At 37.8% G+C, this 22,792-nt stretch carries 19 protein-coding genes; 7 read left to right on the forward strand and 12 right to left on the reverse strand.

The window, feature by feature from the left end; genetic code table 11:
* Positions 1-97 precede the first annotated feature (97 nt).
* Both ACMAYS_RS11365 and ACMAYS_RS11370 read left to right on the forward strand, forming a co-directional pair.
* Complete coding sequence (locus ACMAYS_RS11365) at positions 98-874, forward strand: hypothetical protein (protein ID WP_412463336.1); 777 nt, start codon at positions 98-100, stop codon at positions 872-874.
* Positions 874-2,049 (forward strand): hypothetical protein, encoded by a 1,176-nt coding sequence (locus tag ACMAYS_RS11370; RefSeq protein ID WP_412463337.1) that lies wholly within the window; start codon positions 874-876, stop codon positions 2,047-2,049. Before ACMAYS_RS11365 ends, ACMAYS_RS11370 begins: the two co-directional genes overlap by 1 nt.
* 53 nt (positions 2,050-2,102) lie before the next feature.
* Here ACMAYS_RS11370 and ACMAYS_RS11375 read toward each other — a convergent pair whose 3' ends face one another.
* Both ACMAYS_RS11375 and ACMAYS_RS11380 read right to left on the reverse strand, forming a co-directional pair.
* Positions 2,103-5,876, reverse strand: coding sequence for a hypothetical protein (locus ACMAYS_RS11375; RefSeq protein ID WP_412463338.1), 3,774 nt, complete (start codon positions 5,874-5,876; stop codon positions 2,103-2,105).
* A 198-nt stretch (positions 5,877-6,074) separates the two neighbouring features.
* Positions 6,075-9,749: a hypothetical protein gene (locus ACMAYS_RS11380; protein WP_412463339.1), complete on the reverse strand. Its 3,675-nt coding sequence runs from the start codon at positions 9,747-9,749 to the stop codon at positions 6,075-6,077.
* Positions 9,750-10,269: 520 nt separating this feature from the next.
* Between ACMAYS_RS11380 and pal the strand changes: the two genes are divergently transcribed.
* From pal to ACMAYS_RS11400, 4 genes are read left to right on the forward strand one after another with little or no spacing between them, the layout of a single operon-like run.
* Positions 10,270-10,761, forward strand: coding sequence for a peptidoglycan-associated lipoprotein Pal (gene pal / locus ACMAYS_RS11385; protein WP_103219240.1), 492 nt, complete (start codon positions 10,270-10,272; stop codon positions 10,759-10,761).
* A 10-nt stretch (positions 10,762-10,771) separates the two neighbouring features.
* Positions 10,772-11,083 (forward strand): DUF4398 domain-containing protein, encoded by a 312-nt coding sequence (locus ACMAYS_RS11390; RefSeq protein ID WP_103219239.1) that lies wholly within the window; start codon positions 10,772-10,774, stop codon positions 11,081-11,083.
* 24 nt (positions 11,084-11,107) lie between these two features.
* A complete protein-coding gene (locus ACMAYS_RS11395) occupies positions 11,108-11,893 on the forward strand; it encodes a tetratricopeptide repeat protein (RefSeq protein WP_103219238.1) in 786 nt (261 codons plus the stop codon).
* Between the two features lie 8 nt (positions 11,894-11,901).
* Positions 11,902-13,506 (forward strand): multiheme c-type cytochrome, encoded by a 1,605-nt coding sequence (locus tag ACMAYS_RS11400; RefSeq protein ID WP_412463340.1) that lies wholly within the window; start codon positions 11,902-11,904, stop codon positions 13,504-13,506.
* Positions 13,507-13,530: 24 nt separating this feature from the next.
* On the opposite strand, the gene smpB is transcribed toward ACMAYS_RS11400, so the two are convergent.
* Genes smpB through ACMAYS_RS11425 form a run of 5 tightly spaced genes read right to left on the reverse strand, consistent with a single transcriptional unit; the run spans position 13,531 to position 18,245 of the window.
* Positions 13,531-13,980 (reverse strand): SsrA-binding protein SmpB, encoded by a 450-nt coding sequence (smpB, locus tag ACMAYS_RS11405; RefSeq protein WP_103219236.1) that lies wholly within the window; start codon positions 13,978-13,980, stop codon positions 13,531-13,533.
* Positions 13,981-13,983: 3 nt separating this feature from the next.
* Positions 13,984-14,790: a 16S rRNA (adenine(1518)-N(6)/adenine(1519)-N(6))-dimethyltransferase RsmA gene (gene rsmA, locus ACMAYS_RS11410; protein ID WP_412463341.1), complete on the reverse strand. Its 807-nt coding sequence runs from the start codon at positions 14,788-14,790 to the stop codon at positions 13,984-13,986.
* A gap of 2 nt (positions 14,791-14,792) precedes the next feature.
* Positions 14,793-15,875: a tRNA (adenosine(37)-N6)-threonylcarbamoyltransferase complex transferase subunit TsaD gene (gene tsaD / locus ACMAYS_RS11415; RefSeq protein ID WP_158246953.1), complete on the reverse strand. Its 1,083-nt coding sequence runs from the start codon at positions 15,873-15,875 to the stop codon at positions 14,793-14,795.
* A gap of 45 nt (positions 15,876-15,920) precedes the next feature.
* The gene (locus tag ACMAYS_RS11420; RefSeq protein WP_392993047.1) at positions 15,921-17,255 is read right to left on the reverse strand and encodes an HD domain-containing phosphohydrolase; all 1,335 of its coding nucleotides are present in this window, start codon (positions 17,253-17,255) and stop codon (positions 15,921-15,923) included.
* A gap of 51 nt (positions 17,256-17,306) precedes the next feature.
* Positions 17,307-18,245 (reverse strand): calcium/sodium antiporter, encoded by a 939-nt coding sequence (locus ACMAYS_RS11425; protein ID WP_103219232.1) that lies wholly within the window; start codon positions 18,243-18,245, stop codon positions 17,307-17,309.
* A 23-nt stretch (positions 18,246-18,268) separates the two neighbouring features.
* On the opposite strand from ACMAYS_RS11425, the gene ACMAYS_RS11430 reads away from it, so the two are divergent.
* Complete coding sequence (locus ACMAYS_RS11430) at positions 18,269-18,778, forward strand: hypothetical protein (protein WP_392993051.1); 510 nt, start codon at positions 18,269-18,271, stop codon at positions 18,776-18,778.
* Here ACMAYS_RS11430 and ACMAYS_RS11435 read toward each other — a convergent pair.
* From ACMAYS_RS11435 to ACMAYS_RS11455, 5 genes are read right to left on the reverse strand one after another with little or no spacing between them, the layout of a single operon-like run.
* A complete protein-coding gene (locus ACMAYS_RS11435; RefSeq protein ID WP_412463342.1) occupies positions 18,747-19,721 on the reverse strand; it encodes a hypothetical protein in 975 nt (324 codons plus the stop codon). The genes ACMAYS_RS11430 and ACMAYS_RS11435 overlap by 32 nt on opposite strands.
* Entirely contained in the window at positions 19,718-20,740 is a 1,023-nt protein-coding gene (locus ACMAYS_RS11440; RefSeq protein ID WP_412463343.1) for a hypothetical protein, read from the reverse strand. The genes ACMAYS_RS11435 and ACMAYS_RS11440 overlap by 4 nt, the downstream gene beginning before the upstream one ends.
* Positions 20,733-21,245, reverse strand: a complete 513-nt coding sequence (gene hpt, locus ACMAYS_RS11445; RefSeq protein ID WP_103219228.1) for a hypoxanthine phosphoribosyltransferase — start codon at positions 21,243-21,245, stop codon at positions 20,733-20,735. Before hpt ends, ACMAYS_RS11440 begins: the two co-directional genes overlap by 8 nt.
* A gap of 17 nt (positions 21,246-21,262) precedes the next feature.
* A complete protein-coding gene (locus ACMAYS_RS11450) occupies positions 21,263-22,078 on the reverse strand; it encodes a uracil phosphoribosyltransferase (protein WP_103219227.1) in 816 nt (271 codons plus the stop codon).
* A complete protein-coding gene (locus tag ACMAYS_RS11455) occupies positions 22,062-22,724 on the reverse strand; it encodes a thymidine kinase (RefSeq protein ID WP_103219226.1) in 663 nt (220 codons plus the stop codon). The genes ACMAYS_RS11450 and ACMAYS_RS11455 overlap by 17 nt, the downstream gene beginning before the upstream one ends.
* Positions 22,725-22,792: the final 68 nt, after the last annotated feature.

Consider the following 22,792-nt stretch of genomic DNA (forward strand, 5'->3'; position numbering starts at 1 on the left):
ATTCTGGTCCCATCGCCTAATAAAAACTTATGACATCTAATGACATATCAAGTACTTACCCTATCAATATATTCGAACAGATTCCGATAAGAAGTCTGTGAAGAAATATGTAATTTCAATACTTTTACTCCTCTTAATGCTACTTAATGCCACGGCCTCTGCATTAGATGCTGCCCTATTAAGTAGTGCCCAAGAAATTATAAAAAAGCACGGTATTGAAGATGGCCTTACGAGCGAAGAAAAGTTTAATGCCTATATCGTCTTAGCATTTGAGCTTGAAACCTACGGCCACTTAGACAAGGCCGTAAACTTCTATGAAAAGGCCCAAAAACTTAAACCTAAAAAAGTTGACCCATTAGAGTTAGAAACGTCCTACCTCTTTGCGCTTTATAAATTCGATCAGGCCAAGGCCAAGAGCTATTTTCAGTCATATCAAAAAGCGATTGCTTCTTCTAAAGATTCCGATAAAGACGAGATCCTGCGTTTTTGGAAGAATGTCTTTTCTAATTCAAAACAAATTCAAAGCGGATTCTATGGCCAATTCTTTAAAGATAAGAATGTCAAAGAACTCATGGCCAAGAAGAAATACTCAAAGGCCCTAGCTCTTAGAAATCCTTCAGGACTAGAACATGCAAATATAAATGCCAAGCTTGAATACGACACTCTTTCACGTCTAAAGGGTAAAAAGCATGGCTTCTACTGTGAGCAAATGCTTAAAGAGTTTCCAAATTCCTACGCGGTCTCGATGGAGATCTGTCGCTATTTAAAATCAGGAAAGCTAAAGCATAAGGGATTAAATGAGTTAATTGAAAGAGCAAAGAAAGAAGCTCCTGCTCTGGTGCATATAGCCTCTGCTCTTAAGGATATTAAGTAATGAAGTTACTGGTATCCGCTTTCTTTCTTATTTCTTTACTAGCTCTCGGCTCATGTAACCAAGCAGGACTAGGAGCTGTTACGGCGGTAAAAAATCTTATCACAACTCCTTATCGTGGAGCGAAGTCGGCCATTAGTAATTATCAATACAATCAAATTAAAACCGCTGAGGAAACCAAGAGACTTTCATTTCAGCAACATGTACAACTTCTGTCATCTGAACAAGTGGATTGTCAGCGTCCGACAAGAGAAACAGCTTTTGAAGACTTTGGAAATATCCTTAAAGAAGTTCGCCAGCAGGTTTGTTCGTGTAAGAGTTGGGGAAGCTGCACAAGTGAGACTTGCTCATGTGAAACCCTATGTCCAAATAACTTTGATATTTTCAAAAGACGCGATCCCATAATTGAAAATAGCAAAATAAATAATTCAATGGCCTTTAGAAATTACGATTCCATCACATTATCAGATATTGAAGGGACTCAGGGGTATTGCTGGGGACATGCTTCTCTAACATCAAAGTTTAATCGCCTTGCCTTCTTTGATGGAAGTAAGAAAGAAGCTCGCGCTAACTTGGATGCTGCTCCAGATTCAAAAGAGCGCAAAGAATCCCTTGAATACTACAAGAAGATTATTGATGATATTGCCGATAATAAAGTTCGAAAAATTTCTGGCTTTAACAATCTTTATGAGCTCTCTTCTCATCCAGATCTTCAATCATATCTTGCGACGAAAATGTCAAAAGAGTGGGCCAACAAGGCCATGACTTTTCAAGGCCTAAAGACAACATTGTCAACGTCACCAATGAAGCGTGAAGATTCTCAAAAGCTACTTGAGGATATAAAGAAGAAAATTGACAATAACCAACAGCCACAACTTGTCTTCACAAGAAAAGAAAGCGCTGGTTTTACTCATACAACCCTAATTTCTGATTATCGAATCGTCGATGGAAATATCGAACTTTGCGTACGAGACAACGACAACGAACCTTTTTTAAATCACATGTGTCACAATAGAATTAAAATCAATGAGAATGGCGGCCTTTACTACAACTTTCCAAATTGGGGAGAGCTTGGAGGAGCGACAATCGCTCACAATGATAATGCTGATGCTGCTGTTCAATTTCATGAGTTAAGAAGTCATTGTGCAAGTGAAAAAGATTGTCCACTAAATGAATAAAAAAAGACCCCTTGGACGAGGGGTCTAATTTTAATTATAAATTTCTTTGATTCTTATTTTGCTTTTACATCGATTACTTTACTTTGTAGTAATTCGCCTTTGTAAGAAACATCGACTTTAAACTTAAGTTTGTCGTCTTTTGTCTTTTTCTTAAACTTGTAAGTTAGGGCACCAGTTGCTGTTACACCGCGACCAGGAGCTGCAACCTTAGTTGATCCTTTCTTAAGTTCAACAAACTTATCCCCTTCTAGTACACTGATTGCAACATCGTAGCTTCCAGGAACAAAGTCACGTAGACCTGTTAGCTTAACTTTTACATCGTGGCTTCTAAACTTACAGTTAAATAGACCTAGCGCACACTTGCGATCCTTAACCTTATCTTCAAAATCAAGGGCAACTTGAACCTCTGGGTTAACGACAACATTTGCATTGAATGTTGCAATCTCAGTGTAGCTTCCACTTAGCTCATCACCTGGGTAAGTTAACTCGATCTTCATTTCGATATCTGAACCTGGACGAGCGTTATTGGCAACTTTCGCTTGGATAACATCTGTTAGCTCAATTTGTGCTTGTGCTGGTAGAACTCTTAAGTTTGTACGAGAGTTTACGATTTCAACATTTGAAGTTGCTGCAACTACTTTTGCACTAATCGCACCGCGGTTTGAAGCAAGTTTTCCAAAGTTTACAAGCCCAAGACCTACAGAGAATTTTCCATCTTGAGTTAGACCTTTTGCATCTTCAGTTTTTACACTTGTTTGTGCTGCTTGGTTAAGGCGAACAACAGCGTTACTAGCAAATAGCTTCTTTGCTTGGGCCTTACCAAGAGCAAGCATTTCTTCTTTTGCTGCTTGGATATTTTCATCAAATCCAGCTTCCTCACCATCTGCAACACCATTTTTGAAGGCAACACCTTCTCCTTCTAAGCGAGCTTCAGCAAAGGCAGTCTTGTAAGCTTTGTCGAAACCTTTTTGCGTTTCTGCTTCAAAATTACCAGCGGCAGCTTCATCACGAGAACTCTCAAAGAAGTCCACGTAGCCTGCGAAGTAAGTATCTTTGTGACTAACACTAAATTCAGCTTTATAAGCGGCATCGTAAGAAGCACCACACGCTTTCTTGAACTCATTAACACCTTTGTAAACATCAAAGCAATTTTTGAAGTCTTCATCGATATCGATACGAGTTGGCGCAGTGTAGGCATACTGAGGAAGCGCTTTTGTTTTTGCACTATCATTTTCATATGACTCGATCTCTCTTTGTGTTTTGGCGATCTCTTGATCTACTTTTGAAGTAAATCTTGAACCTAATGATTCAGTAGTCGCTGTGTATTCAGGAGCGATAAAATCTAATGCTTCAAAAGCTGGAGAAACAAATTCTTGTGCCATTGAGAATGCTTTTTCAAGGAAAAGGCTTCCGTTAACACTATTTGATAACATCACTCTATTTGTTGGTTTATTAGAGAAAGTCTCGCTCTTAACTTGCTCATATCCTTTTGGAAATTCTTGTGACTTTGCTAAGCTCTTAGCTTTTGCAACACCAGCTTCATACCCTTTTGCAAAACCTTCATCATAGCTTGCTTGAGAATTAACACCGGCCTCATACCCCTTTGTAAGACCATCTTCTTTTCCATCCACAAGTCCCGCAAGGTAGCCACGTAACTCACCTAGCTTCTTCCCGTTGGCACCTCCAAAGAAACTTGCATCTTCTTGTACATCAGCACTTGCCTTGTACTCACCTGCAGTTGCTCCAGCGGCTTCACCTTGAGATGCTCCAAGAGCTTTTGCATCTCTTTCATATTGAACATAAAGGTTGCTGCGGCCTTGGTACGCTTGGTACTTATTATTTGTGATATTTTCAAGATCACTTGCAACAGTGTCTGCTCTTGCAAACTCTTGCTCTTTAACTAGCTTATCTTCAAGAAGACGACTTCTTTCAACTTCAAGATCTGCGATACGGTCTTCGTTACTTGCCATCTGTGATCTTTTCGAAGCGATAACACTTGAGTTTTGCATGATTCGTTGTGATGAATCAGCGATGATATTTTGGTTGGCAACAAGTCTTTCACTTCTTGCTTGAGACTGCTCTTCTAACTCTAAGCGAGTTACGTGAAGTGAATCAAGACGATCAACAAGTAATTTAATGTCTGACTCAACTACTGATAGTCTTCTTTCATATGAATCACGTTCTGCCACGAGTGCATTTTGAGTATTTCTTAGTGAGCCAACTTCACGGCGCTGACTATCAAACTGATTCTTCTCACGGTTTAGTTCATTTCTAAATTTCTTTAGATCTGAATCAATGAGTGCGACTCTTTGTGATGCTTTTTGCTTTTGATCTTGAAGTGAAGCGATATCACCTTCAAGACGCTTTATATCAGATTTAACTAGGGCAAGCTTAGCTTGTGCCTTATCAAGATCAGACTTGGCCGATGCTTGAGCTGTCTTTGCACTATTTAAACTATTTTGAGCTGCAACTAGTCTTTGCTTTAGCTTTTCAAGCTGAGGTGCCGCTTGTGCGATCTCAGCTTCAATATCTTTAATATCTTGGCGAAGACTTCTAACCTCACCCTTTTTCGTATTTATTTCAGACTCAAGGATAGCAATCTGATTGCTACCACCACTGATTGTACTTTCGGCCTTAGCAATCTTTTTAGCAAGTTGCTCAAGCTCTGTAGTCACTTGAGTTAGGCGTGTTTTTGTTTCTTGGATTTTATCTCTTAAAATTTTACGACGCTCTCTAAGATTTTTGATTTGATTAGCATTACCTCGATCGTTGCGATCACCGGCCATTAGAGTTTTAAGGGCCTCCTCAACTTGTACCATTTCAGCTTCTAGTACAGATCTCTTATTATCAAGATTAGTCTTTTGAGAAGCAAGAGGACCTCTTTGTGATTTAAGTCCATCGATTTGTGACTTTGCACTCTCAAGTTCCCTCTTCGCTTTTTCAAGTTCGCTTGTTTTAGCAGATAATACTGTTTGAGCAGTACTTAATTGAGACTGTAAATTACTTCTTTTTTGAACTAGTGGCTTAACTGCTTGTTCTTGTTTACTGATCTTATTTTCGATTTGAGTTACTTGCGCTTGTGCTTCACTAACTTCAGAATTTGCCGTTTGAAGTTTTGTGCGAGCATTTACGACTTGTGACTCAAAAGTAGAAACCTTAGAAGTTGCTTGCGCAAGATCTTGTTTCTTTGATTTTATTTCTTCTTGGATTTTTGGGAGTTTGATATTTAAGCGGTCGCGCTCATCTATTGCTTTAGAGATATTTGATTCTAGTGATTTGATCTGATCTCTTGTGCGGTCTAATTTCTTTTGTGCTTTATCGAGTCGATCTCCATTAGCTCTTAGACTTGAGAGAACAGAGTCTAGAGCACGCTTAAGGTTGCGGGCCGTATTTTGAGGGCCTGAAAGATCAGATTCAGTGCGATTAATTTCTCCGTTTACATCGCTTAGTGAGTCAGCAAGTCTTTGAAGTTCTTGTTCTAGGCCTTGGTTTTCAAAGCTTAGCTCTGAAATTGTCGTTTCAAGATTCATATTTTGTGTACTTAAATCAGAAACAAGAAGGATGGCCTCTTCGATCTCTCTTTTTGAGATTGAGATCTCACTTCCATTGGCCTCAAGCCTAGCAACGATTTCAAGGATAAGATCACTGATTTGAGTGGCAGACATTCTAGCAGCATCACTTTGAGACTTAGCTGAGTTGTATGCGGAAAGATAGGTACGGTAATCAATCTCGTCTGGAAGCCCCGCATGTGCATTGGCGGCCATGGCCATAACAGCTAATAAAACAACATTTCTCTTCTTTGCTACTTCAGCAATTGATCTCATCATGATTCCCTCTCCTTTTGATCACTTTGATAAGAATTGTTTTATAATTCCCTTTTGAGAATGTTGAGGGCACTTCAAAAAGAAATTAATTTATCGAGGCAATTGTAAGTTTTTATCAGAATATGACATTGTGATTTGAAATATTTACAGGATCTAAAGGCCAAAAAGGCCCACCTATTTGCTAAGTGGGCCCTTTTGACATTACTTTACTTTAACATTGAAAACTTTGGTATGCAGTACGCTCCCCTTATAGAGGACTTCAAATTTAAATTTTAACTCTTTTCCAGAAGCCTTCTCTTTAAATTTGTAAGAAAGTTTTCCTGACTCAATTTTACCTTGCCCAGGAACCCCAAGAGTAAGTGCTGATTCTTTTAAATCTATATACTTACCACCTTCTAGAACCTCTAATCTAACATTAAATTCACCAGGGATATTGTCACGTACTCCCTTAAGTTGGAACTTAACATCGTGAGTTTTATACTTACATCCTAGCCAACACTTCCCGTACTCGACAGTTTCATCGAATGAAACCGCATATCTAATGTCAGGATTAGGAAGAACAACAGATTTGAAAGTTGTCACTTCAGTATACTTATCTTTTAAGCTATCACCTGGGTAAGTAAGTTCAATATCCATAATTACTTCAGAACCTGGTTGAGCATTATTTGCAATTTTCGCAAAAATCACATCTTTTAGATCCATCTTAGTTTCTGCTGGAAGATCAATAAGGTTTACCTTCTTATCGAAAACTTCAACGTTATCAGTTGTAGAAATAACCTTTGCAGAGATAGCGCCTTTCTCACTTGCCATCTTTCCGAAGTTTACAAGTCCAAGTCCAACTCCAAAGTTACTATCTTGAGCAAGTCCTCTAGGATCTCCACTTGTTAAAATGGCCCCTCTCGACTTATCAACTCTTACAACAGCTTGTTCTTCAAAAAGAGCGTTTCCTTTCTCTTTTCCTTCCATTGCCATTTGTTCGCGTAGCTCTCCAAGATTTTCCTCTTCAGCTAAAAGTGCTCCATCTTTCTTTCCATTTTCGAAGGCCACGTTCTTACCTTCAACCATCGCATCACCAAATCCATAACGGTGTCCACGATCAAAACCAATCTTACGAGTGTCAGCATGATCGTTAGTTCTCGCTTCTTCTCTGGCATCGACAAAGAGTTGATCGTACTCTTCAAAGTATACCTTTCGATGTGAAGCTAGGAACTCTTGCCCGTAAAGCTCATGATAAGAAGATTCACAAATGGCCCTTAGCTCAGCAACCGCTTTATATACTTTTTGACAACGAAGCTCTGCCTTACCTTCTGCAATCTTAGCTGGCGCTGTATATACATATTCAGCACTTCCTTTGATCTCTTCAATATTACTTGTAAGAGATTCTATTTCAGCTTGGATACGAGTAACTTCTTCCTCATAAGTATCTTTTGAATTTCCAAGATCAAATGGAACATGATCTGAATGAGTATCATCAGATGTGTTCTCATCAAGGCCTGCAAGATATGGCATTTCCACAGCACCCATAAAGAAAGCTTTTTCTTGTACTTTATTAACAAGAACAACATGACTGTCTGGAAGAACTGACATCTTAAGCTCTTTTGCTTGCGTAAACGCAGTGTGAAAGTCTTCTTCCATAGCAATATTTTTGGCATTTTGAAGCCCTATTGCATAACCTTCATTATGTCCTAGGTCGTAATCTTCTTTTGAATTAACACCTTGCTCATAGCCATCAGTCTTGCCTTGTTCAAGTCCTTCTTCAAGACCAACAAGGTAGCTATCTAACTCTCCTACACTTTGACCATTTAGACCACCGTACTTATTAGCATCCGCTGTTGCATCTGCAGATGCTGTTTCAGAACCAATACTTGCACCATCAGTAATAGCATCAACTTGTCCAAGAACCTTAGACTCACTTACATACTCATTGAATAGGTTTTGACGAGTTTCAAACTTAATTCGAGCATCTTGAGTTTTTTGCTCTAATTCTTCTGCTCTTGCTTCAGAGACAATTAGAGTTTCTTCACTCTTAGTCTTACGCATAAGAAGTTCTGTACTTTCTTTTTCTAGCTTGGCCAAGAAATCCTGACCGGCCTTAAGTTCCGCTTGATTTTCAACGATAGCAGAAGAATTTGTTCTAAGACGAGAACGTGTTGTTATGATTTCATCTGTAAGCTCAGATTTTCTCTTAGTCTTTTCAGAAACAATGATATTTAACTCTTCTGTTCTCTTAGCAGTATCTTCAGACATTTTTTTAGTTTCAAAAATCTTGTCATTAAGACTTGAAATTTTCTTCTGATGTAAGTCACGATTTGATTCAAGAGTCGTCTGATTTCTTGAGATCTTTCCTGAGTTCACTTCAGTTTCAACGAGTTTATTTTGAGTATTTACATGCTCTTCTTTAAGTTCTTTAAGAGACACTTGAGCAACTCTTAGCTTATCCTTTGCAAGAAGCTCTTTCTTTCTAAGATCAGCACCTTCTTCACTAAGTACTTTAATCTCACCATTTAAAACAGTAAGTTTATGCTTCACTTCTTCATAATCATTGATCGATGCACCAAGATCATCTTGAGAACGTTTTAACTCTAACTTAGCTTCTTCTAGAGCAGCTTCGACTTGTTTAAATCGTGGAGCAGTTCTAATAATCCTCTCATCAACAGAGACAAGTAGTGACTCTTGATATCTTAGTTTCTTCTCAGCACTAATATATTGTTTTTCAAGGAACATTAGCTTTAAATCGCCTTCTTTAATCCTGTACTCAACTACTGAAAGTTTCTTTTTAACAGCTTGGAAATCATCATTTAATGCTTTAATTTCACCTTCAACGAGTAACTTTCTAGCTAGTAAATCTTTTCTTTGAGAAGTCTGATCATCACCTAACTGTAGTAAGTCGATTTCGATCTTTTCTAATTCATGTTTTTTAATCGTTTGATCTGCTTCAATTCTTTCAATCTCAGCTTCAAGAGCAGTTGCTTCTTCTTTAACAGTATCCATAATTTCTTGGTACTTAATGAGGGCAACATGAGTTTTAGAATATTCTTTCTTTTCAACACTAAGATTTGCAAGAATTGTATCTCTCTTTCTTAAAAGAGGACGAATATTACTTGTTTGCTCGTTATAGTCGATATTAATTTCTTCGGCCTTAAGTTTTGCTGAACGAAAGATTTCTCTTTTTCGGGCAACAAAATTATCAAGCTTTTCCATTTCTAATTCTAATGGTCTAACTTTTGGTAAAAGAGTATCGAGCTGCTTCTTATTCTTAGAGACTTTACTAAGTACACTACTGTACTCATTCGTTAAGCTCTTCACTTCAACAGTCTTATTATCAGTTTGCTTACTTAAAAGAGTAACTCTTGCCTTTAAAGAGATAAGTTGATCTTCATTCTCTTTAGCTAAACGACTATTAGCATCAAGTTGTGCGATTGTTTCTTTTAGAATTGACTGCTCAAGTTCAACACTCTTTTTAAGAGATGTAAGCATGGCCTCATTATTACTAATGATGACTTGACCTTCACTCAGTTCCTTTTTTACAGAAACTAAGAGCTCTTCTACTTGCCCCTGTTCTCTAACTAGCTCATTTAAGTTAACTTCGAGAATTTCGCTTTCCCCGCTTAATTGATCAATCATAGCAGTCGCATCAGCAACGATTTTCTGAGTTAATTCAACATCGTGAGTATTAACTTCAAGAAGCTCAGCAATTTTCATAATTTCAGCTTTAAGCTCTTCTACTTTAAACATCGCTGAATGGCTTTGGGCCTTCGAAGTATCATAAAGCTTCGAATACTTTTGATAATCAATTTCATCAGGTAATGTTGCATGTGAAGCAACGGCCATAAGTGATAAAATAACTAATTTTTTACTAATTCCAATTGTATTCATATTTCTCCCCTTCTTCTAAAAGTTCAAAAGACTAACTTTATGCACAAAAAACCGCCTATTGGTATTACCAACAGTCTCAGTGCATCTAAATTTTGTGAGGAGTATTAAAGCAACTTGAGATTTAATTATAAATTTGAGGATTGAAAAATGCCTGGCCGCAACTTAAGCAGAGACAGGAAAAGACGGCGGCCAGGCTTTTACACACAAGATAAGGACTTTTCAATAACCTCAAATAAACATTATTTTGAGCGAATCACATTGTAAATAGCTCTTGTTAAACTTTACTTTTTCTTTACTTAAATACTTGGCAATTATTTGAAGATTTCCTTATTTTGGAAAAAGACATTTTTCAAAAGATAAAGTCAATCAAGTATGGGTTTTTAATAACCCGAGCAAATTACTCTAGTGAAATCTCCTTTTCTGCCGGTATCTAAACACCTAAATTTATTATATACTTTATAGGTATAGCTATTTTCCAGATAACAATAAAATCTCTACATAAAATGGAAAGGGGGAACAAATGAAAAAGCTTTTTACACTATTACTTTTAGGTTCTGCACTAGTTATGACTTCATGTGGTTCATCATCAAAAACTGATGACACAACTTCTGTAGAATCTGTTGATTACAGCAATGCTTCTCTTGAAGTGAATGGTGACTCAGATTCAGGTAAAGCTGGTGCACTAAGAACTGTTTATTTTGCATTTAATTCATCAGGACTTAGCTCATCAACTAAAGCAACTCTTGAAGCAAACGCTGACTTCCTTAAAGGAAATACTTCTGTTGAAGTACAAGTAGAAGGTCACGCTGATGAAAGAGGTGGACGTGAGTACAACATGGCACTTGGTGAAAACCGTGCACGTGCAATTAAGAACTACCTAGTAGCTCTTGGTGTTGATGCTTCAAGAATCTCTACTACTTCTTACGGTAAAGAAAGACCAATTTCATTTGGTCACAATGAAGATTCTTGGTCACAAAACAGAAGAGGAAACTTCGTAATTATTGCTAAGTAATCTTTAAAAAATGAAAGAATTAAAAAATAAAATCACATTTTTAATTTTACTTCTATCTTTGGGTAGCTGCGGTCTAACGACCGTACGCCCGAAGTTAGAAATGACTTATGCACAGGTTGCTTTCCTTGCGGCCAAGGAAGCTGGCGGACAAACACTCGCCCCTAACCTTTACCGAAAAGCCGAATTCTACTACTTAAAAGCAAAATCAAGCTACAAGAGAAAATTTTTTAACAAAGCTAAGAAGTACGCCATTCTATCTAAGCAATTCTCAGAAAAGGCCGAGTTCAAGGCATATCGTAAGAAAACTCTCGATAGCATTTAATATATCTTATTCGGAGAATTTCTCATGAAGAAACCTTCCCTACTTACAACGATTACATTAACAATTTTAATGGGTGCTTCAATGACATCTTGTAAAACACAAGAACAAATTGAGCGCGAACAAAAGATCAATACGATGTCTGTGCAAATGCAACAGAATCAAAAGCTTAATGCTGATTCACTCTCAAAAGTACAAGAGCTACAAGATAGCGTTCTTCAATTTCAAGGACAACTTGAAGAGTACACAAACGGTAAGGATCAAAAGCTAGAAACAGTTGATCAAAAACTTCTAAAACTAGAAGAACAGAATACTGTCTTAACTGATGAGGTAACAAAGCTTACAGCTAAGATTGAAGAACAAGATAAGTTCATCAAGGAAGTATTAGCACTCCTAAAAAAAAAAGAAACTGAAAGAAAAGAGATAGCGAAAGCTAAAAGTCGCTCACCTTATGATCAGGCCATGTTTCTTTATGGAAAAGGTAAATACAGCGAAGCTCGCCCTATTCTTGAAAAACTCTATAATGAAAATAAAATCAAAGGTAAAAGAAGAGGTCGTATCATTCACAATCTAGGAATGATCTCGTATATCCAAAAAAGAAATGACGATGCTGTCACATACTTTTCAACTCTTTATACATCAATGCCTTCGTCTGCTTACAATGCTAATGGACTAGTTTATTTGGCCAGAACTTTTAAAAGACAAGGCCAAGCCGAACAAGCAGTTGTGACACTTGAGGAGATGCTTAAGTCATTCCCAAAAAGTCGCCACGTCCCTACTGCTAAAAAGTTATTAGCAAGCTACAAAAAATAAGGAATAGCATGAAAAAAATTTTAGGACTCCTAAGCTTAACTTTCGCACTTTCGTGTCAAAGTATTATTGACCTGGATCGCGATAGTGAAGAGTTAAAAATTGAAGGACCAAAATTTTCAATCCTCTTCTCTCACTCAATCTCTGGAGAGACTCACCCATGTGGATGCCGCCAATTTCCATTAGGAGGTCTTCCGCAAGTTGCAGGCTTTATGAGTGATTTTAAAAAGGATCATCAATACCTCTATATTGACACTGGTGATATGCTCTTTCCTTCATCAGTTGTTCCTGGCCATATTGAAAAGTCTCAGAAATTTGCGGCCTTATCACTTGCAAAAGGATTAGATAAACTTGGGCTTAAATACACAATCCCAGGAGATCAGGATCTAGCTGCTGGACTTGATTTCTACAAAGAAGTACTTTCACAAGTAAGTTTTAAAGTTCTCGTTTCAAACCTTGCTGATAAGAAGTCCCTACCCCACCAAGAATATGCAAAGATTCAATTTGGAAAGAGCACAATCTTTCTAACAGGAATCGTGGCGGCCGGAAGCTTGCAATCAGAGTTTAGAGATCTATTTATCAATCCAGTTAAAAACTTTAAAAATACATTAACAACGCTTAAAGAAGCTGGCTTTGATGATAAGAATCCACTCCATAAACTAGTTCTCATGTCCCATGCTGGACTTGATTACGATAAGAAATTTGCTGAAACATACCCGATGATCGATTGGATAATTGGTTCACACTCACAAAGTTTTACAAATTACTCTATTGACGTTGGTACAACACAAATCGTTCAAGTTCTCTCAAAGAACCACTATATCGGAGAAGTCGCCTTCTCTGCAGGGACTGAAAAAATTGAAAAAGAATTCTCTTACCATGAAATGCGTGAGCAGTTGGGAGAGAGGATTCCAAATAACCCTTTTACAAGCTATATCAATAATCACAAACAAGAGCTTGATAGCATTCGCGATAAAGAACAAAAAAGCCTAAGCTTTGCTGATAGCGGTATTAAAAAGCTTGCCGATACAAAAAGCTGTCTTGAGTGTCACTCAGATCAAGGTGATCACTGGGCCAAGACACCTCACGCGATTTCTTTTGGAACTCTTATGATTGCCAAAGAAGAGAATAAAACGAGCTGTATGCAGTGTCACTCTCTTGGAATGAATGAAGAAGGTGGCTATATCAACCACAACGATATCGTGCACTTTAAAGATTTAAAAACAAGTGATGCCAAATTTAATGCTCACAAACAAAAGTACTGGCAGGATGTATCAAAGGCCTTTAGTGGTGTTGCTTCTGTTCGCAAGCTTGATCCTAAAAAAATAAAATCAATTCGCGTTGCATGGGATAAGGCCAATGAGAAACACAATGTGGAGCACTCATTTGCTAATGTTCAGTGTCTAAACTGCCACTCGATGGTAACAGATCACCCATTTGCCATTGAAGATGAGACACAAAAAAAGGCCCATACAAAAGCGGCCATTAAGAATAAATGTCTTGGTTGTCACACTAGTGACCAATCACCAGAGTGGTATAAGAAAGATCGCGATGGAATTTATTCTGGAGTAAATGACGAGTACTTCGATAAAATGTATCAAAAAATGACACACTAAAAATACGACGGGGACTTCAGTTTCTTACTGATAGTCCCCTTTTCTTAGCTTCTTCTCAACATCTTTTTTCTGCTGATCAGATCTCTTATCATGAAGCTTCTTCCCTTTTGCAAGAGCAATTTCAAGCTTAACACGTGAGCCTTTAAAATAGATGATCGTTGGAACAATCGTAAGCCTTTCGGCCTTCACACGGTGAGCGATTTCAGCAATTTCCTTTTCATTTAAAAGAAGTTTTCTCTTTCTCGCCTCTTCGTGATTGAATTGATTTCCAAATTCGTATTCAGGGATTTTGATATTATTGGCCCAAACTTCGCCGTTCTTATCAATTGTAATATGGGACTCACCAATTGAGACTTTTCCAGCGCGCAAAGACTTAACCTCAGTTCCCACTAACATCATTCCTGCTTCGTAAAGTTCAAGTATTTGATAGTCGAACTTTGCTCTTTTATTTTTGGCGATTATTTTCTTTCCCATTATTTACTCATTTAGATACTTATATAAATTTTGAAGGTCCTCTAATTTTAGCGCTTCTGCTCTAACTGTCAAAGGCTGATTGATTTTGGCCAGGGCCTCGGCAATCTTATCCGCTGGAGCATAAGTTTTAAGAACTTTTCCAAGCTGTTTTCTCTTAAATTGAAAGACAGCTCTTAAGAATTTCTCAAATTTACTAAATTCAGACAGAGGAATCACTGGACTCTCCAGGCGCTCAAAGCTAATTACAGCAGAGTCAACCTTTGGCGGAGGTGTAAAGGCACCTGGAGGCGCTTTTACAAGCAAAGATGTCTTAAAATATGTTTGTGATAGGGCCATTAAAGACCCCATGTAATTCTTCTTTGAAGCAAAGGCAAAAACCTTATCAGCAACTTCTTTTTGAAACATCAGCGTCATATACTTAATCGCTGGTGTTTGTAGAAATTTTAAAAGAAGTGGTGTCGAGATATTGTATGGTAGGTTTGAAACCAGCCATAACTCGTCACTAATATTCTTATCGCTAATAAATTGATCAAAATCTAGCGCAAGGGCATCTGTGAAAAGAATATTTTCTTCTTTAACGATTGGTCCAAGATATTCGATCATACGAGTATCCATTTCAACAACGTTAAGATTGCCATCATGAGCAGCAAGATGCTTTGTTAGGATTCCAGGACCAGGTCCAACTTCGATGATATTCTTTGCAACATCTGCATAATCATCTGTAATTTTAGTAATGATATTTTGATTATTTAAAAAGTGCTGACCGAGTTCTTTATTGGCCCAAGGTAGTTTTGATTTTGATTCTTCCATGATTAGGCCTTCCTATGTTCTTTCTTATTAATAAATCGTGATCTGGCATCGATACTTAGTGTATCAGGATACTGGATACGACTATTATAGTTTCTAAAAGCATAATTAGCGATCATTGCACCATTGTCGGTACAAAATTTCGGCTGTACAAAATGTACCTGCTTATACTTTTCTTGAAGCACTTTTCTAAGATAGCTATTACAAGCAACTCCACCACCAACAACAATTGGAAGATTATTAAATCCCTTCTCTTTTGCTGCTTCAAGTGCATAACGTAGCTTAAGCTTAAGAGCTGAAACGATAGCATGCTGATAAGAAGCACAAATATCTTTTGTATCTTGATTAATATCTTCTGGAGACTTTACAAGATACTGAGGATTCTTATCGAGAAAGGTTCTTAAAGATGTCTTCACACCAGAAAAGCTTAGGTTGCAATCTTTTGATGTCTTAAGCCCAATTGGAAACTCAAAGCGATTAATATCACCTTCTTTTGCAAGATCATCAATAATGCGACCAGCAGGATAGCCTAGCCCCATTAGCTTTCCACCTTTGTCATATGCTTCACCAGCGGCGTCATCAATTGTTGAGCCAAGAACTTCAATCTCATCACTTGCGCTCACAAGTGTGTAGAGGCTGTGGCCTCCACTTACGAGAAGTCCTAAGTATGGATATGAGACTTTTTCTGTTAAGTGGATTGCTTCCAGGTGAGCAAAGAGATGGTTTACTGCAAAGAGATCAACTTTCTTTAAAAGAGAAATTGTCTTAGCAGCATTAAGTCCTGTAAGTAATGGCCCTAGCAGTCCAGGGAAAGTCGTCACACCAACAAGATCAATATCAGAAAGGTTTACACCGGCCTTACCAATTGTTTGCTTGATAAGAGGTGCTAATTTTTCAAGATGATTTCGAGAGGCAATTTCTGGAACAACTCCACCCCATTGGGCGAGCATTTGTTCTTGAGAAAATAGCTCAAAGGCCAACACCTCAGGCACTTCACCTTGAGAAATCTTATCAGGATCTCCCTTTAGAACTGCTACTGATGTATCATCACAACTTGTTTCAATACCTAAAATATATTTAGTGGCCACGAAATATTCCGTTCTTACGATTAAATAATAAGATGCACCCTATCATTATTTTAAGATTTTATCGACAATTTTGATGATTTTTTCAAAGTGATCGCGTCCGAAATTATCCGCTAAGTACTGATAAATAGTACGGCTTTCGTCGAGATTGTAGTTTCGAAGCTCAATTTGCTTAGCAAGTTCATGGGCAACAATAAAGACGGCCGTTAGTGGCTTAATCTGATTCGCATAAAGTCCACGAGGAAATCCGGACCCATCTGGCCTTTCGTGGTGGTTAATTAGAATCTCATACATATTCTGATCTGCCAGCCCTTCCTTCTCAAGCATCTCACTAATTAAGCGTCCGTGCCCAAGGACAAGGTTCTTATCATAATCTGTAAGCTCGGCCTTAAGTAGTTCTTCTTGTGACGAAATACGAGCAAGGGCCTCATCTTCAAGTAGAAGATCATGAAAGACAGCTGTTCGAATAAGAGTTTCAATATTATCTTTCTTCCCCCACTCTAGTTGCTTTGAAATTTCAACGGCAAAGAGGCTTGTTAGATAACAATGATCGTAGAGATAATTTGTCATATTCTCGCGCTCTTTTAAAAGGTTTCGAAGTTTTGGACTTCCCTGCGCAAGTTTTGAAATATTTGAAACATAGCTATCAACAACAGTAGATGTTCCTGTGCTAATTCCATAGCGGCCAACGAGGCGCTTTAGAGTCATCATGGACTTTTGAGCTATATCAAGATGCTCTGCTGGAGTTGAGGGATCATACTTTAAAAATGAAACCTCTCCTGCTTTCTTAACGTACTCATCGATATCGTCTTTGTTGATATAGAGGTAGTTTATATCGCGATCAAGATAGCTCTCAATTTGTGAAATCGTAAATGTGTCTCCGCGGTGAATAACCTTTACGAATTTAGAGTCACTAAGCTTTACGTATGTATCACAAATGGCCAGAGTTCCTCTTAAGAAGTACTCTGTATTAATTTTCTTATATGCACTACTTGATTGAACAAAAGTAGAAACACCACCTAATTGAGTTAGAAGCTTTTCAAATTTAACAAATGAAAATGGCTTTGGTAGATGTTCTCTTTTCTTATGATAAGTTACATCTCTTTCAAAGTTAACAAACTCTGCTTCAGTGTATGAAGTAATGACAAGAGATGGGATATTACAATCAATTGAATCATAGAATGAGAAGATATCATCATCACCTTCTCTAAAATAGTCTGTGACAATTAATTTATAATCTTTTGATGATTGAAGCTTTAATTTTAATTCGCGAAAGTTTGAAACACGAATGACGTTTACACCTTGAAATGCATTTTCAATACCCAAGACATAAATATCACTTAGTTCAAAATCTGGTTCGGCCACTAGTACGTTAAAGCTCATAGGAGTTATTTTAACACTTCCATGTTTATAAACTAGAAGGAACTTTGTGCTTTAACGAACCCAGTATAGGACCATGGCAATATAGCAGGCCAGGAAAACTCCACCAGCGATGCGGTAAAAGGCCCTTTTTGCAAAACAGATTGCTAGTAAAAATAGTGAAGCAAATAGTAGAGCGGACATCTCCGGTATAAAGTTTTCCGCAATCTTGATTTTATAGAACACTAAACTACCTAAAACAAAAGCCGCATTGAAAATATTTGAACCGATAATATTTCCTGTAATGATATCCGAGTTCTTTCCCTTACGACTTGTCATGATTGCCGTAACCAGTTCAGGGAATGAAGTACCAAAGGCAACGAAAATTGCCGAAATAACATAATTTGAAATTCCAAACTCAAGAGCAACAGCTGTTCCACTTTTAACCAGTAACTCTCCCCCTCCATATAAAAGGGCAAAGCCAGCAAAAAGGTGAATGATTTCTTTTGGCCCTATTTTCTCATCCATGTGATGAGGCTGTTCTTGATTACCTAGGTGAGCACGCTCTTTTTTCATCGAAGCAAATGTGTCCCATAGATAGAAAAGCATAAAACCAATTAGTAGAGCACTTCCCCACCAGTAGATTTGATCTTGTAGAAGAACGATCCCAAGAATTACTGTAAGTGCAAGGTGTAGAAGAAGTTGTTTCTTGATTTCTGTTCCAGAGATGAAAAGACGTCCCATTAATCCAGATACACCAAGAATTAGAAAAAGGTTGGCAATATTAGAGCCGACAATATTTCCCAGAGCAATTCCCGGCTCACCGCGATAACTTGCAAGTTGAGAAACGAAGAATTCCGGAAGCGAAGTCCCAAAGCCCACAATTAATAAACCGATAACAAGTGGTGATAACCCTAGAGCAAGTCCAATCTTTTCAGCTGACTCCAGAGCGAACTCTGCACCATAGTAAAGCATAACAATAGCAAGAATTAATAACACAACTTGTAAAACCATATTTTATTTCCAATAATTAGCTTATGACTAATTCAAATAACTCTTCATTTCTAAAAAATATTTTTTCTAAGTTTAGCAAAAAGAAATTCAAATTTCTAAGTATTTCGACATGTATGATTGCAGATGCTTTTGTCGCTTTTTATCTTTATTTAGTTTACGCAAATCCGCAAACCTATCGAGAAAGCTTTAAGATTGCTTATCAATCACTAAGGCTTGTTGATCCGAATATTGCAAATGGAATAAAAGATCCTCACTTTCAAGATCAAGTTATCCAATTAATGGTCCATACGGTGATCTCAATTATTTGTGTCTACTTAATTATTCACCTAATTATTTATATCTTTCGCCTCTATAATAAAAAGTTTGCACAGAGTTATATCAAACTCTATTCATGGACAGGTGGCGTGCTTATGATCTCTATAGCGCTCTTTAATCTTGATACTCCAAGAGTGGCCATGTTTATGATTCCAGGGGTTTTACTTTTATTTAATGCACTAGGCTTTAAGCACGTGGATCAAATGAAGGAAGAATAAAATTTGTTAAGTGAGGAAGAGTCCAATCTGGCATACTGCGAGCTTGTCCCTTTGCTTTTTGCAATCCACAAACAGCAAGTAAGAATGAGTCAAAGGCCCTTACATTTTTTACAATAACTTCAAGATCATTATCGTAAATAAAGATTCCCAATTTATTCTCAATCTTTTTAACGATATCAAGGCGTGCCTCAACTCCAAGATCAAGATCCGTTAAATTGACGATATTTTTTTTAAGGACAATGCGACTCTTTAGAAGCTCTAATAGAATGAGGTTTACATGTCCTTCATAGAATTGGCACTCTTCAGGAAAGTGTCTCTTCATATATGAGAAGCGTGAAAGCATCATAAGAGATGTATTTCCAAATGAATCAAAAGTTGTATTGAAGAGCTCTAATAGCTGATCGTGATAAGAGCACCATATCCAAAAATCAAGAGAGCGATTCCAGTAAGGAATAAAGCCTTTCTTTAATCTTCTCTTAAAAGACTTCGAAAGCATGAAATCATTAGACTCTTTTACAAATGTATCGCGATCAAAATGAGTGAGGTCTTCAAAATTTCTCTTTCGCTCATACTCTTTTGGATTTTCCTCTTCCATCTTTCGATCCATCTCTAAGATCGATGCAATATCTTCACGAACCTGCTTCACATCGCCAACTGGGCATTTTGCGACACCTGGACACTTAAGGTCACAGTTATGACAAGGAGGCTTCGATAATGGAAAGTCGATAATAACGTGCTTAAGATTATACTTATCTATCCACTGATTGAGGATATCATCACCATCCTCAACGTCTTCATCACGAACTTCATCTTTTACATGTAGAATTGATTTTAAAAACCAGCGTCCGCTCCCCTCGTGATGATCAAGAAGACAGAAGAAGAAATTATCTCTTCGTCCACCTTTCATTGATAGTCCTGCAACACGATTGAAGCTTAAATTCATAGCGGTTTCTCAACACTAAACTCTAACACTTGCATATCTTTTACACGTGCTAGTTCTTTTAAAACCTGGGACTTATGCTGAGGGCCATGTGCCAGTAAGAAACATCCGCCTCCGCCAGCTCCACAAACCTTCATTCCAATAACCAAGTCTTTTTCACGAAGTTTATTATAAATATCTCGCATATCATCTGTAACAATACCCGAAAATAGCTTTTCTCTTTGCACACCCTCTTGGCAAAGCATTCCAAGAAAGTCATCGTACTCACCATTTCGAATTGCATTGTATGCGCTAAAAGTTAAATCACGAATTTTTCCAAGCCCTTCTCTTACACCATTTTGATTATCAAAGAAGTCTTTATAAACTTGCCAATTATTAATGGCCGAAAGTCTAAGTTGTCCTGAATACACAAGTGTTAAGTGTGACTCCACAAAGCTCTTAAATTCTTCATTGTAGAGCTGCTCAACTTCAATACAACTATTTGTCGCCTTTAGAGCAAGTACGCCACCATAAAGAGCAGGATAATAATCCTGATACCCACAAGGGCCCTTATTTAAAATCTTGGCCTCAATATTTTGAACTGTATTAATCGCAGTTTGGCGATGAAACTCAACTCCACAATAGTCACACAGGGCCTTATAAACAGTTACTCCCATAGAAGACGAACCACCAAGGCCTGCCCCCGGAGGAGAACCAGACTCTGTCGTTAAACGAATACCACTAGTTAATTTAAAGTGATGAAGAATTTGGGCCAGAAAAGATAAAGCTCCAAATGTATCACTATCAAAGTCTTCGTATGTGAATTCTACGCTAGAGTGTCTTGTTACCGAATCGTAATCAACTGAAACAAACTCAACACCCTCAAATTCTATTTCTTCAACCTTAACCTTGGCCTTAAGAGAAGTTGCAAGATTAAGAGTAATTGTATGTCTTAAGACCTGATTTAGTGGAACAATATCAAGAGTTCCACCAAGAAGGTCAACGCGAACCGATCCTTCGGCCTTGGCAATCATATTATCCATTATAAATTCCAATAAACGGAAGCTCTCGGTAGCGGCCATCAAAGTCAAGCCCATAGCCGATAACAAATTTATCCTCAATTTCAAAGCCGAGGTAATCAATTTGAACTTCGTGTTGTGTTTTTACTTTCTTATGTAAAAGAGTCGCTAGCTTAATTGTCTTAGGCCCTCTTTCTTTTAACATTTTCGTTAGCTCACTAATTGTAAGACCTGTGTCCACGATATCTTCAACAAGAATAACATTCTTATCTTTGATATCGACTTTAATATCTTTTGTAATGGAAACCTTTCCAGTACTTTCGGTCCCTTTGTAAGAACTTGCTCCAATGAAGTCAAAATATACAGGAGAACTCATTTGGCGAATTAGATCGGCCACAAAAACGAAGGCTCCGTTAAGCACGCCAATGATCACAACTTCCTCACCTTGAAAGTCTGAATCAATCTTAGTTGCAAGCTCTTTGATTCTTTCGTTAATTTTCTCTTCAGAAAAATAAGTTTCGATTGCCATGAATTCTTCCCCAATTCCTATACAAATGAATTATTTAAAATTTCCCCAACGCCACCTGCGCCCGGAACAATATATTGCTTTCCAGTAAGCCCAACTTCTTCATCCCACAGTGTTCCTGGAATTGTTTTAAGAACATGATCTGGAGATAGCCCACGATCAAGTCTAAGAGCATAGATTTCAACATCTGGATGATCTTTTTGCATTCTCTTAATATACTCAGGAGTTACGATAAGATTAAGTGAAATATACTTAAGTGCACGCCCTTTAACTTTGTCTTTATAATGACCAACGGCAAATGACATTGAACCACCTGTTGCTCCCATTGGATCAGGAAGCAGAACAATAGCATTTTCTTGGCCACCACCAATTTTTGAGCCCGAAACATCAACACCAATGACCTGCTCATTCTCATCGACTTTGCGCTGAACATAGAAATGGTCTTGGCGAATTAGTTCAGGATTTAAAAAGTAATTTAAATTCTCAAAACAGATATGACTTGGAAAAGTTCCAGCGCGAGCAAGGTCCACACAAAGAACTGGCTGTTCCCTTTTTATCACCTCTTGTTTAAAGATGGCCTTCTCTGTTAATCCGGCCATACGAGAGCGCACTTCCACGACTTCTTTAGGAAACGAGTTTCCTAAAACAGATTCTAATAAAATGAAATAGAGTTTATGAATTAAGTGATTTAATTCTGGCTGAATAACACCTTCGCTTGAGAAGCGTGCAAGTAAACTTTCAGCAAGAGGATTGGAGAGAATAAAAACATTCTCTCCATACTTATGTTCGATTTGACTAATTTTATATTGGTTCGAATTTTTAGATTGTGTTTTCATTGTTCAATTTCACCTCGCCATTAGAGTTTACCTCTTTTAGGCCTCCAAGTGAAATCGAAAATGCCTTAACATCTTCATCTTCTTCGTAGTAATCGAAGTGAGCACGACAACGAGCTTCGTAAAGATCGGCCTCACCTACTAATACTGTTTTATTATTGTCAGATGGTAGTCTGTAAGACTTCGAAGCAGGTGCGCCACAAACAGTACAAATCGCTTGAATCTTCATAACATCATCAGCAATACATAAAAGCTCAGGCATTGGACCAAATGGCTTTGATTTGAAATCTTGATCAAGACCAGCACAGATAACGCGAATTCCACGACGTGCTAACTTTGAAACAACTTTGATAATTGTTGCATCAAAGAATTGAACCTCATCAATTGCCACGATACGAGTTGAATCATAAACCTTCTGTAAGATTTCAACTGCGTCTTTGACAGGCTCAGCTTCCACATGACGTGACGAATGACTTACGACATTTGTCTTGTGATAGCGATCATCAATAACAGGCTTGAAAATTTGAACTTTTTGACGAGCAATTTGTGCTCTAGTTACTCGACGGATAAGTTCTTCCGTTTTTCCAGAAAACATTGGGCCGCATACGACTTCAATGCCACCAGTTGCGTGTGCGTGACTTGCGTACATTGACTTAAACTCCTCTTAATGTCAGATTTTTTTTGTGTTGTGTCTCTAAATTCTATTATGACGGCCGG

Source organism: Halobacteriovorax sp. RT-2-6, assembly GCF_047085025.1.
Classification (GTDB): domain Bacteria; phylum Bdellovibrionota; class Bacteriovoracia; order Bacteriovoracales; family Bacteriovoracaceae; genus Halobacteriovorax_A.